We start from the raw sequence: 12,547 nt of genomic DNA, 5'->3' as shown, positions 1-12,547 counted from the left end.
AGAGATAGAACAAAACAGGGATTCTGACGAGAGATCTATCCGGTTTTGGTGGAGGAGTAATGGAATTGCGAATGAGTTTGGCCATTGTCAAACAACGCTCTTTGTAGAAAAACGCTATTTTGCTGACGTGATAAAACGCTTGTCGAAGTGACAGCAAGAATCATATCGGGGGATTGATATGTTGAATAACAATGAACTGATTCAAGATCTGTATGAACAGAGATCGAGAAGACGGGGTAGAGACAGGAAGATCAAGAAGATATCCGTACGTAAACTGGAGGCCCTGGCTGATGAACTGCGCGCTGTTGGCGATGAGCAGAGTGCTGAACATCTGGAGTGTCAGGCAATCGAACTACTGGATAAAAAAATATGCAGAAAGATCATCAGACAGAGTCGTCGCTCAAGCAGTGGCCTGGGTGATCTGGTAATGCCGCTGATGGAGGGAATAGGGTAGGCCAGTATTCAGGAGAGCCTTCCCTCGTAGTCCCTGTAATTGAACTTTCTAACAATCTCGATCTCACCAGTCTCATGACGGATCGCAATGGCTGGGTGACTCACCCCATTGAATTGGGTGGTCTTCACCATGGTGTAGTGGATCATATCCTCAAAGATGATCCGGTCTCCCAGTTGCAGTGGCTGGTCGAAGGCATAATCACCGATCACATCCCCAGCCAGGCAGGTTGGCCCGGTAAGCCGGTAGGTGTAGGGTTTGCTGCCAGCTAAACCGGCATCACGGACTTCGGCTCGATAGGGCATTTCAAGTATATCGGGCATATGTGCGGTAGCTGAGACATCCAGCAGGGCGATCGAAAGGCCTCCCCGTTCAATCAGATCCAAAACGGTGGAGACCAGCGGCCCGGTATCCCAGGCAATGGCAGAACCCGGTTCGAGGATTATTTCCAGGTGGGGATGACGATGGCGAAAGGCTTTGAGCGTGCTGATCAGACCTTCCAGGTCATAGCCATTGCGGGTCATCAAGTGTCCACCCCCTAAATTGCACCACTTCAAGTTGGATAGAAGATCTCCAAACTTCTCTTCTACGGCTTCAATCAGCCGTGCAGTGGCATCGGCACCGGATTCGCATAATGCGTGCACATGCAAGCCTTCAATGCCAGCTGGCAGGCCGTTGCAAATCTCCTCAGTAGAGATACCGAGCCTGGAGTGGATATGGCAAGGATTGTAGAGATCGGTTTCAACCTCATCGATACCTGGATTGACCCTTAATCCGCAAGATATACCTGAGGCGAGGGCCTCCTCTCCGAAGCGTTGCCATTGGCTCAAAGAGTTGAAGCTGATGCGGTCTGCAAGGGGGATCAGGTGAGGGAATTCCTCTGCAGTATAGGCAGGCGCATAGAGATGAACATGGCCACCAAAGTGGGTTTTTGCGAGACGCGCTTCATTGTATGAACTGGCTGAACATCCAGAGAGATAGTTGTTTACCATAGGGAATGCAGACCACATGGCAAAACCCTTGAGCGCAAGAATGATCTTGCACCCTGACTGCTGCTGTACCTGATCAATCAGCTGAAGGTTCTGTCTCAGCTTAGAAGCTTCCAGCAAGTAGCAGGGTGAGGGTATCGAATCCAGTTTACTGTACATCGATGGGTAGGCTGTCTATATCGATGTCGCATGCCTCATCCTGCCAGGGAAGACCATAAAGATTGAGGTCTGCCATAAACGGATCGGGATCGTATTGTTCCATGTTCCAAACCCCCGGTTTTTGCCAGCTTCCTTCTAGAATCATTTTGGCCCCGATCATTGCGGGTACACCAGTGGTGTAGGAGACACCCTGGGCCTGGGTTTCTCGATAGCATGATTGATGGTCGCAGACATTGTAGATATAGCGCGAAACAGGTTGTCCCTCTTTCTCCCCTTTAATGATACAACCGATGTTTGTTTTACCTTTAGTGCGTGGTCCCAAGGTGGCGGGATCGGGTAAGAGTGCCTTGAGAAACTGCAGCGGTACAATCTGTTGCCCCTGAAACTCCATCGGTTGGATGCTGTCGAGTCCAAGATTCTGTATGACTTGCAGATGTTTCAGGTAACTCTCTCCGAAGGTCATCCAGAAACGCATACGTTGAACCGGAATATGCTTGGTCAGGGATTCCATCTCTTCATGGTAGAGCAGGAACATTTTACGCGGGCCGATTTGTGGGAAATCAAAGACCCTGGAGATCTCCATGGGCTGGGTTTCCACCCACTCTCCCTGTTGGTAAAAACGGCCGTTTGCAGTGACCTCCCGTATATTGATCTCTGGGTTGAAGTTCGTGGCAAAGGCATAGCCGTGATCGCCGGCATTGCAATCCAGAATGTCCACTTGATCGATTCGGTCGAAATGGTGCTTCAGGGCATAGGCGACAAAGACGTTGGTGACACCGGGGTCAAAGCCGGAGCCGAGCAGTGCTGTCAGGCCCGCTTGTTTGAATCGATCCTGATAGGCCCATTGCCATTTGTATTCGAACTTTGCCTCATCGAGGGGTTCGTAGTTGGCGGTATCCAGATAGTGAACACCAGTTTCCAGGCAGGCATCCATTATGGTCAGATCCTGATAGGGTAGTGCAACATTGATAACCAGTTTAGGCTCGATATGTTTGATCAGAGCGACTAATTCAGGAACCTTGTCAGCATCCACCTGGGCAGTATGGATCTCAGTAGATTTGATTTCACTGGCAATCTGATCGCATTTCGAAAGGGTTCTACTGGCCAACCAGATGTCACTGAATACTTCAGGGAGTTGTGCGCATTTGTGGGTGACAACCCGGCCAACACCGCCGGCACCGATGATCAATACTCGACTCATTATATCTGCTCTCTAAGAATCATGATGATCCGCGGATTTTAGTACCACGTCGTTGGTTTTGTCTTCTGTTTTTTTTTAACTTGCTGGTGCTCCCATCTTACTGCAATTTTCCGTGAGGGAATGAGGAGTGTGGTGCGCGGCTCGAGTCTGGAATTTAAGATGTAGGGTGCCGACCCTGCCGAACCAATGCAGATAGGCATAATCGACTTATTGGTAGATATTTTTCTATAGAAAAATCAAATCCGATTGGCAATCTCAATCAGATTATTGTCTGGATCACGTAGATAGACTGATAGGATAGGTCCATTGGCCCCGGTTCGTTCGATCGGGCCCTGTATGATGTCGACAAAATTCTGCTTGAGGAGTGCCTCCACTTCATGCAGTGGTGTATCGGTGAGGAAGCATAGATCGGCTGATCCCGGCGTGGGTTCAGCCGCTTTAGGTTCAAACTCTTTTTTATACTCGTGCAGGTTGATCTTTTGAGCGCCGAATTTTAATGCTTTGCGATTACCCGCAAATTCGATCAGTTGCATGCCCAGTATCTGAGTGTAGAAGTCGCAACTCTTTTGAATATTATTGACGGTAAGTACCAGATGATCGAGATTGGATATCTGCATAATTGAATAGCGGAGAGGCTTATTAAAGCTGATTAAGGAAAAAGTTTTCCCGGTTAATCATTCTGTGGGTCATGTTGGGTACGTGGTCCAAATTCTGTGGAGAGACGTTGATCAATCAGGAAACGAATCTTTTGCTCCAGTGTGTCATCGAGTTCGTCATGTAGTGTCCGCACAATCTGCTCTCCAGCTTCATCGATAGCACGATTCAGTGCACTCTTGATCATTGCTCGCAGATCCTCTTCCAACTGCTGTGCAATCTCATCCCGCATGGCCAGCAGCACTTCATCATACTCTGGGATTCCGCTGTCTTCGGATGGCTCTGAACTATCTACGAAGGGATGAAATTCAGAGGCGATCTCATCCGCAGTAATAACATCTTCCAAGAGTGGAATATCAGTGACTATATTCTGTTTGTGCTCGTTATCGTTCATTTATCGATATCATGTTTTTTGAGTGGGTAGCCCCGATCACGGTAGAATCGGAAACGTTCCCGTCCTGCGGTCACTACTGGGGGCTCCTGGTCAATAACCTCTGCAACTCTTTCGAATCGACTGAAAAAGCTGGGGACCTCCTGGCTCAGATTGATCAGGACATCTTTTTCCGCTCCCGCATCCTGCTGGTGAGTGATGATCACCGGCGTGGCAGAGTAGTCACAATTGTCGACAACCCCGTGCGGTACAAAGCTCCCCTGGCGAAAGGTCCATAGCAAGCGATCGAGATGTCGTGTCTCATCTTCTGTGTCGGTATGTATGAGTATTCTACGCCCTTGATGGTAGATCTTCTCACACAATCGGCATGTCAAACTATAGCGGTTGCCTTTGACGCCTTCACCGAGCACGTAAAAATCGACTTGAGTCATGGATCTATCTCAAGTTCGAGGTGGTGATTTGTGCGCCTTGGGTTCACTGACCACAGCGCCCCATGAGAAAACGGGTCAGCAGCGGTACGGGGCGGCCTGTAGCGCCTTTTGCAGCTCCGGAACGCCAGGCAGTGCCGGCAATATCCAGGTGAGCCCATTTGAATTTTTTTGTGTAACGAGAGAGAAAACAGGCAGCGGTTATGGTGCCGGCCCCTTTTCCACCTATATTGGCCATATCGGCAAAATTACTGTCTAGCTGCTCCTGGTATTCATCCCAGAGTGGTAGCTGCCAAGCCCGGTCACCGGACTGGGATCCAGCATCAAGCAGCTCTTCTGCCAGAGCTTCGTTGTTGGCCATCAATCCTGATGCCTGGTCACCCAGTGCCACGATGCAAGCCCCTGTGAGTGTGGCGATGTCAACTACCGCCGCTGGTTTGAAGCGTTCGCAATAGGTTAAGGCATCACAGAGTATCAATCGTCCTTCTGCATCGGTATTAAGAATCTCAATGGTCTGACCAGACATGCTGGTGACCACGTCCCCAGGCTTGTTGGCATCACCATCAGGTAGATTCTCCGAACTGGGTACTACCCCGATCAGATTGATAGGCAGCTTCATCTCAACACAGGCCAACAGGGTGCCGAATACAGAGGCACCACCACACATGTCGTATTTCATCTCATCCATAGCGGGAGACGGCTTGAGGGAGATGCCGCCTGCGTCAAAGGTCAAACCTTTACCAACCAGCACCACTGGTTTAGCGCCAGGTTTGCCACCCTGATAGTTCATGATAATCAACTTTGCAGGCTGACGGCTTCCCCGTGAAACAGATAGCAGTGAGCCCATGCCGAGCTTTTGCATCTGTTTCTCGTCCAGTACCTGCACCTTGAGTTGATCATGATTTCGGCCTAATTTTTTTGCCTGATCTGCCAGATAGGTAGGCGTGCAGTGATTGCCGGGCAGGTTGCTCAATTCTTTGGTCAGTTTTATACCATTGGCAATGGCTTCACCCTGAGCAAGACTTTTTTGAGCCGATTTCAGCTGACGTCTGTCTGGCAGCAAAAAAGCGAGACGTTTCAAGGGGCGTTGTGCCTTTTTAACGTCACTCTTGGTCTCTGTGAACCGATAAAGAGTCTCTTCAGCCTGAATTACAGTTTCACGAATCACCTCGGGGGAGGGGATATCGCTGATTGCAAGATCGCTAAGGCCCCAGATGGCTTCAATGGAATGCCCACTGTTCAGGCTTTTAATCGCAGAAGTCACCGCTTTCATATACTTTATTCGGCTCAGATCCAAAGCGGGCCCTAATCCCAGCAGTAGAACCCGCTCGGCATCGACTCCAGGAATATCGTATAGCATCAGGTGTTGTCCGCTCTCCCCGGTCATATCACCTCGCTTGAGGATGCCTTGCAGAAATCCATTGCTCTCTTTATCGACCTTTTGAGCCATAGGGGATAATTGACGTTTTGCAAATACCCCCAGTATCAAACAGGCAGTGCGTTGCTTGACGGGATCACCGGATTTGATGCTGTATTCCATGAAGAGTCTGGCCTCTTTGCTTTTGTATAGTTCGGATAGTTTTACATATTATGGGAGGTTTGAGTGGCCGACAACCTGAAATAGAGAAGGGAATGGATAGATATTCACCATTTATTCCGATATCCATTGAAAACAGCAGAGGAAAACTGCCTCGTTGGCACTAGTGGGCGGTGCGGTATACTAGTTCAATACAAAATACCTAATGAGTACAGGAACACCATTTGATTACGCTGATTGACCGTTATCTGCTGAAAGAGGTTCTTAAGGCGATGTCGGCGATTCTGCTGGTATTGACCCTGATCTTGTCGAGCAACAGTTTTATCAAATTGCTCAAAGAGGTCGCAACAGGGGATCTGAATGGCGAGCTGCTGGCTCAGGCATTGGCCCTGCAAATGGTGGTCTACTTCTCCCGCCTGATACCTCCTGCCTTCTTTTTTGCGGTGCTTTATGTGGTTGGACGAATGTACCGGGACAGCGAGATGGTTGCGCTCGAGTCCTGCGGCATCGGGGGAATGAGAATCTATCGATCAATGCTTTTGGTGGTTATCCCCGTTGCCCTGATTACCGGTTGGCTCTCTCTCTATGTAACCCCCTGGGCCGGTCGACTGAGTGCTGAGTTATTGAGCAGTCAGCAGGGGCAGGCGATGGAATTGGCGGGTATCAGTGCAGGCCGCTTCAATGAATACAGTCAGGGCGATCTTGTACTCTATGTCGAGTCAATCACGAAGAATAAAAGGCACATGGAGAATGTCTTCGTACAGCAGCGCAAAGAGGGTGAGTTGACTCTGGTGAGTGCAAAGCGAGGCTATCAACGCGTCGATGCCAAATCGGGAGATCGCTATCTGGTGCTGGAGGAGGGGCTACGTTATGCCGGCACGCCGGGGCGGGCCGACTATCAGGTCAGTGAGTTCAACCAATATGCACTTCTGGTCAAGCCCTCTACAGGGGGTGAAGCAAAAGTGACGCGAAGATCGCTCTCCAGTCAGGCCCTGCTGAATTCCGATTCGATCAAGGATAGGGCAGAGTTCCAGGTGCGTATGTCTCAGGTTTTGGGTCTCTTGGTATTCGCGATATTGAGCCTGCCACTCAGTCGCACCATGCCGCGACAAGGGCCCTTCGGCAGGTTGGTATTCGCATTTGTGCTCTATACCGTCTATCTGAGTCTTCAGGGTGCAGCAGAAAACTGGATGGTCAATGCCACCACACCGGAGTGGCTGGGTATCTGGTGGGTGCATCTGATACTGGCAATTACAGGATTATTGCTACTGCTGCCGGACACCCCTCTGTTTCGAAGAGTAAGGCGTAGATTCAGGATGCAGAGCGCATGATCACCATCCTGGATCGCTATATTGGTCGTGCGGTTCTGACCGGCATTTTGGCGGTGCTACTGCTGCTTCTGGTTTTGATCGGATTTTTTGAAGTGGTGGCTGAACTGGAGGATGTAGAGCATGGCTACACCACTGGTATGGCCTATACCTATGTGTTTCTGGGTCTGCCCCGTTACAGCTATGAGTTGTTTCCAGTCGCTACCCTCTTGGGCAGCCTGATTGGACTGGGGATTTTAGCCAACAATTCGGAGTTGATGGCGATGCGTGCTGCGGGTGTATCTATCCCCAGAATCGTCCTTTCGGTATTGAAGGCAGGGCTGCTGGTATTGTGCGCTGTGGTCTGGCTTGGTGAATATTTAGCGCCTCAGGCTGAACAGCAAGCCCAACGTATGAAGATGGAGGCGCTCTCGGATCAGATCAGTCTGAAAACCCGATATGGATTTTGGTCAAGGGATGGAAATACCTATATCAATATCCGCCAGGTATTGCCTGACGCCCAACTGGCCGATCTCTCTCTCTATGAGTACGATGATCAGGCGCAGTTGCAACGGGCAGTATATGCCGAACGGGCAAGTTATGAATTAGATGGCTGGGTGCTACAAGGGGTGTCGATGAGCACCTTCAGTGAGAAGCGTGTTGAGATCAGCCAGCAGGAGACTCTGGCCTGGCAAACCCAATTGGAACCCTCATCACTCGATGTTTTGACGGTTAAACCGCACATGCTCGCTGCCTGGGATCTGTGGCGATATATCGATTATCTGCGCAACAATGGTCAGGCATCGGTCAGCTACGAAGTCGCTTTTTGGGGAAAGCTGGCGGCTCCGCTGGTTACCCTGGTGATGCTTTTTCTGAGTATACCCTTTGTCTTTGGCTCTCTGCGTAGTGCTGGCGTAGGCCAGCGGATATTTGTAGGAGCGATGCTTGGGATTATATTCTATCTGTTGAACAGGGCCTTCTCCTACATGGCTGTGGTCTACTCAATGGATGCGCTGTTTGCCGCAGCTTTTCCACTACTTCTTTTTTTGGCGCTGGCGGCGTGGATGTTCAGACGGATTTCATGATCGCTACTATTGTTACTATAAACCCTGAAGACGACATACTTAGTCGCCGGGTTAATAATCAGAATATTCACCCACTCTCTGACTATCTGGCGTCGGGTTAATAGGGGGTATCAAAGGGGTGGTTTCAATTGGCATGGTAAACTGCTTTTCCTTAAGTTTTTGCAGGCGTTCCTGTAACTCCTGAGTCAAATCCCAAAGCACAGGAATGATAAACAGTGTTAGTGCTGTCGCGGTTGCCAATCCGGTAACGAAAGTGGATGCCATGGTTCCCCACACCAAAGAGTAACTGGGAAAGCCGATGGCCATTGGCAGTAGACCAAGACTTGTGGTCAGCGTAGTCAAAAGAATAGGACGGAGTCTGATGTGAACACCCATGGTTATGGCCTGACGCCTGGGCACGCCTCTTCGATATCGTTTGTTGATGAAGTCGATCAATACCAGGGCATCATTCACTACCACCCCGGCAACACCAATCATCGCAACGAAGCTGTTGATGGTGAATAGTGATTGTGTGATCAGTTTGCCGAACACCACTCCGATCATGGCGAAAGCAATGGCAGAGAGAATGATTAACGGCTGCAGATAAGATTGAAACTGGGTTGCAAGGATGACATACATGACCAACACGGCAATGATAAAAGCGTAGCCCAGAGACTCAAACGAGCGCTGGGTATCCTCATGCTCTCCACCGAAGATAACAGAAGCACCGGGGTAATTGTCGCGGATGGTTTCATAGTAGGACTGAACCGCATTCACCACCGCAGGTGTCGAGGTGGGTGCACCTGTACGAATATCCGCCTTCAGACTGATGGATCGCTGACCTTGGTAACGGTTGATTTCACCTGTCTCATTGTAGGCCCTGACCTTGACCAGATCAGCCAGATAGACCGGTTTTCCAGCACGCTCCACCACAGGTATATAGAGGGCACTCTCCGGGGTCGTTAATATCGAGGGGTCGATTCGTAACTTTAAGTCAACCTCTTCATCGATATGACGGTATTTGCCCAGATAACGTCCATCCAGCACGCTCGCAGAAAGTTGTGCCACTTGACTGTTATCCAGACCGAACTCCGCAACCCGCTGCTGATCCACCTCAAGACGAAAAACCCGTTTTGGCAGTCCCCGGTCATCACTCAAATCGATAAGATGAGGCCCGATATTTTCTGAGTTGCGCATGAAGGCCAACAGATCAGTCGCAAGGTTCGATACTGCTTTCACATTCGCGCCTACAACTCTTACATTAATATCTTTACCACTGGGTGGGCCGTCTTTCTGGGGATGAATATGGAGTTTAAACCCGTCAGTCTCAAAGGTCTGTTTGAGCTTTTCACGCATCCGCTCCAAGTGCGTCAATGGGTTGTCGAAGGTCTGTTGATCCTTACCTGGCATAGTGACAATCACAGATCCATGGTTGTTTCCATAGATCGGCTCATAGTCTTCATTGAAATACATGCCAGCCATTCCTGAGGTAGCGGTGGCCATTCCGGGGCCGTCTTCCATTACTACATCCGCAATCTGCTTTACTCTTTGATTGACATCGTCAATGGAAATATTACTGGGACCAACTATATCGACATAGTATATCTTGTAGTCGTCGGGAAAAAACTGGATTCGCACCAAAGGCACTTTACCGCTGGCAGAGAGTCCGATTATTAACAGTGAAGCTACAAATAAAACTGCTACAACTGACATCGTCAGTAACCGGTTACGCATGGTTCGCTTCAGCATCCATTTGGTGAAGCGTCTGGTTACTCGCAACATTGCGTTGTCGCTATCCTGCAGCTTTTTGGTTTTTTTGTCGCGGGGTCCAAAATCGAGATAATGAATAGGTAAAATCAACAGACACTCGATCAGAGAGGCTCCAACGGCAAAGGTTACTGCCTTAGGTACCAAAGCAAAAAACTGGCCGGTGGATCCGCTCATAATCAATAGCGGCATAAAAGCGGCCACCGTAGTCAGGGTGGCAGAGATTACCGGCATCGCCACTTCAGAGGTGCCCTTGATGATCGCCTCTCGCAGCTCATATCCTTTCTGCACTTGTCGATAGATATTTTCTGTTACCACAATCGCATCATCCACTATGACACCGGTAACCAGGACAAGAGAGAATAGGGTGATTTCGTTTAAACTGTTACCGGTCAGATACATGATCAGAATGGTAATCATGAAGGCGAATGGAATACCGATTGTGACCAGTCCGGCATTTCTGATCCCCATGAAATACCAGATGACCAGGGATACAAGAATGATTCCAGCGAGCATATTCATGCTCAAGATGCTTATTCCATCATTGATATATACCGTTGAATCCTGGGTCAAAACCAGATCAACTCCTTGCGCCTTCAAAATTGGCTTAAACTTGTCTGTCAGCGCAATGACTTGGTTACGAATGTCTACAGCGTTACCCAGTTCAGATTTGATTACCTTCAACCCCAATGAAGCTTTACCATTGACCGTGGTGATGACGATAGGATCGCGGTAGCCCATACCAATGTGTGATGATAGATCTGCAACCCGTAGCAGACTGCCATCAGCATCACGCCGTACAACACATGACTGCACCTGTTCAAGGCTGCGAAAGCGCTCATCCATTTTGATACGGAACTCACCGCTCTCATTGGTATATTTACCCGCAGGTATGGTTTGATTTGCACCGCTGACAGCTTGTGCAACTTGATCGAAGCTGACACCCAGTTCGCGCAACTTTTTTGAATCGAGATAGAGATGGAACTCCTGAGTCTGTCTACCTGAGAACTCCACTTGTTGCACGTCGGGAATCTTTGAAATTTGAGTTTTGATCTCCTCTGCCATCAGAGCCAGTGTTCGATTGTTAAGGTCTCCAACCAGGTTGACAGCAATTACCGGTAACCAATCTTGTACCTTTGTATTCAGCAGTTCCGGTGGGTCAATCCCTTCTGGAAGTTCGTTAATGATATTCATCACCTTAAAACGAACCTCGTTGAAGAGGGTGTCATAATCAGAATCGTCAATGAATTTTAGGCGAATGTTTGAACTTCCACTAAACGAGGTGGAGCTTATCCACTCCACATCATCCACCAATTCCAAGGCGTCTTCGATTTTGCGGGTGACCAGACTCTCCACCTCTTCTGGAGAGGCACCAGGGTAAGCGGTGAAGATGATGACTTCACCAAAACCAAAATTGGGATAGCGTTCAGAGGGTAGTGCAAACAGGGAGATGAATCCCGCTACCATCAACATGACGAACATCAGGTTATAGAAAACCCGTTGTTTTAGAGAGAAGGCAACAACTTCGCGCATAGGTCTACTCTTCAAGGGCTATGAATTGATCACCAGGCTTGACGTCCGGTGAAACCACTCGAATCCAATCATCATCCAGTCCCTTGGATCGACCAAGATAGACAACTGGGATCTCATTGCCGTCTGACCGTTTCAGCCAATACTGCTCATAGCGTTGTTGAAGTGCGCTTTGCGGCACTAACACTGCCCCTGATCGGGTTGGAATATTCAGGGATAGATCCACTCTTAATCCTCCCCGGTGAGCAGGTAGTCCCTCTGAGAGTTCTAACTCGAGATGGATCTTGCGGGACTGATCATCAAAGGCGGGGGAAACCCTGATCAGCTTTGCCGGTAGTTCTGTTTGTAGATCCGGAAGGGTTACTTTCAGACCACCACTCTGTTGTGCGGTTTTCAGCGCCTGAAACTCTCCCATACTGAGTGCAAATGGCGCCACCAGGCGACTGTAATCACCGACCTCAAGGACAGGTTCCCCAGCATTTACCCATTTGCCTGGTTCAACGTGACGTTTTATAACCCGCCACCCATCTGGCGCTTTAATGCATAGCCTTTCCTTGCGCTCTTTTAGTATGTCAGCCTCAATGGCCAATGCCTTAAGTTGGTTTTCGGTCTTGTGCAAGCTTCTCAGTGCCGTGTCTAGCTGGCTTTGAGAGGAGGAGTTCTTTTTTAGTAATTTTTTGTAGCGAGCTGCCTCCTTACGGAAATAGGTACTATCCACTTTTAACAGTCTACGTTCTGCTTTATTGGTGCTCAGTTCCAGTTTCAGGTAGGTGTCATCCAGACATGCGAAAGGTTCTCCTTCCTTTATGCTGTCACCCACATCTCCATTTACTGTTGCGATACGTCCTGCTTGTTCTGCGGAGAGGGTAAGCCTCGAATGAGCGCGGGTAAAGCCTGACTGTACCTCTCTTTGTACCGCCGCCTTTGCTAACACTAATGTGTCAGTTGCATTTATAGGGGAAGTAAAAAAAGATACAAAAAGGGCGAGGAGAAGAGAGTTGAATTTCATGGCGTTTTAGTCCTTGTCCCAACGAGAAACTTCATGACCTGGAATCTATTCGCAAAGACG

11 protein-coding genes are annotated in these 12,547 nt (G+C 49.2%); 3 read left to right on the top strand and 8 right to left on the bottom strand.

Annotation, left to right across the window (positions count from 1 at the left end; all coding sequences use genetic code 11):
• Positions 1 to 178 precede the first annotated feature (178 nt).
• Complete coding sequence (locus tag AC4IFB_RS19570) at positions 179 to 454, top strand: hypothetical protein (RefSeq protein WP_490781057.1); 276 nt, start codon at positions 179 to 181, stop codon at positions 452 to 454.
• An 8-nt stretch (positions 455 to 462) separates the two neighbouring features.
• On the opposite strand, the gene nspC is transcribed toward AC4IFB_RS19570, so the two are convergent.
• From nspC to AC4IFB_RS19540, 6 genes are all read right to left on the bottom strand, one after another.
• The gene (gene nspC, locus AC4IFB_RS19565; protein ID WP_490781056.1) at positions 463 to 1,599 is read right to left on the bottom strand and encodes a carboxynorspermidine decarboxylase; all 1,137 of its coding nucleotides are present in this window, start codon (positions 1,597 to 1,599) and stop codon (positions 463 to 465) included.
• Positions 1,589 to 2,800, bottom strand: a complete 1,212-nt coding sequence (locus tag AC4IFB_RS19560) for a saccharopine dehydrogenase family protein (RefSeq protein WP_490777448.1) — start codon at positions 2,798 to 2,800, stop codon at positions 1,589 to 1,591. Before AC4IFB_RS19560 ends, nspC begins: the two co-directional genes overlap by 11 nt.
• A gap of 236 nt (positions 2,801 to 3,036) precedes the next feature.
• Entirely contained in the window at positions 3,037 to 3,417 is a 381-nt protein-coding gene (locus tag AC4IFB_RS19555) for a VOC family protein (RefSeq protein ID WP_490777447.1), read from the bottom strand.
• Positions 3,418 to 3,470: 53 nt separating this feature from the next.
• On the bottom strand, positions 3,471 to 3,848 hold the full coding sequence (locus AC4IFB_RS19550) for a hypothetical protein (RefSeq protein WP_490781055.1): 378 nt from the start codon (positions 3,846 to 3,848) through the stop codon (positions 3,471 to 3,473).
• Positions 3,845 to 4,276 carry a DNA polymerase III subunit chi gene (locus AC4IFB_RS19545; protein WP_490781054.1) on the bottom strand — a complete coding sequence of 144 codons (432 nt, stop codon included), beginning with the start codon at positions 4,274 to 4,276 and terminating at the stop codon, positions 3,845 to 3,847. Before AC4IFB_RS19545 ends, AC4IFB_RS19550 begins: the two co-directional genes overlap by 4 nt.
• A 43-nt stretch (positions 4,277 to 4,319) precedes the next feature.
• Positions 4,320 to 5,813 (bottom strand): leucyl aminopeptidase, encoded by a 1,494-nt coding sequence (locus AC4IFB_RS19540; RefSeq protein WP_490781053.1) that lies wholly within the window; start codon positions 5,811 to 5,813, stop codon positions 4,320 to 4,322.
• A 221-nt stretch (positions 5,814 to 6,034) separates the two neighbouring features.
• Between AC4IFB_RS19540 and lptF the strand changes: the two genes are divergently transcribed.
• Together lptF and lptG are read left to right on the top strand one after the other, a co-directional pair.
• Positions 6,035 to 7,141: an LPS export ABC transporter permease LptF gene (lptF, locus tag AC4IFB_RS19535; RefSeq protein WP_490781052.1), complete on the top strand. Its 1,107-nt coding sequence runs from the start codon at positions 6,035 to 6,037 to the stop codon at positions 7,139 to 7,141.
• Positions 7,138 to 8,202: an LPS export ABC transporter permease LptG gene (gene lptG, locus AC4IFB_RS19530; protein ID WP_490777442.1), complete on the top strand. Its 1,065-nt coding sequence runs from the start codon at positions 7,138 to 7,140 to the stop codon at positions 8,200 to 8,202. Before lptF ends, lptG begins: the two co-directional genes overlap by 4 nt.
• Positions 8,203 to 8,253: 51 nt before the next feature.
• Here the strand turns inward: lptG and AC4IFB_RS19525 are convergent, their stop codons facing one another.
• Both AC4IFB_RS19525 and AC4IFB_RS19520 read right to left on the bottom strand, forming a co-directional pair.
• A complete protein-coding gene (locus tag AC4IFB_RS19525) occupies positions 8,254 to 11,481 on the bottom strand; it encodes an efflux RND transporter permease subunit (protein WP_490781051.1) in 3,228 nt (1,075 codons plus the stop codon).
• Positions 11,482 to 11,485: 4 nt separating this feature from the next.
• The gene (locus AC4IFB_RS19520; protein ID WP_490781050.1) at positions 11,486 to 12,487 is read right to left on the bottom strand and encodes an efflux RND transporter periplasmic adaptor subunit; all 1,002 of its coding nucleotides are present in this window, start codon (positions 12,485 to 12,487) and stop codon (positions 11,486 to 11,488) included.
• Positions 12,488 to 12,547 lie beyond the last annotated feature (60 nt).

It is taken from the genome of Candidatus Thiodiazotropha sp. AKIB8, from assembly GCF_058244675.1.
The sequence above is the reverse complement of the archived record's forward strand: the minus strand, read 5'-3'. Positions and strand labels throughout refer to the sequence as shown.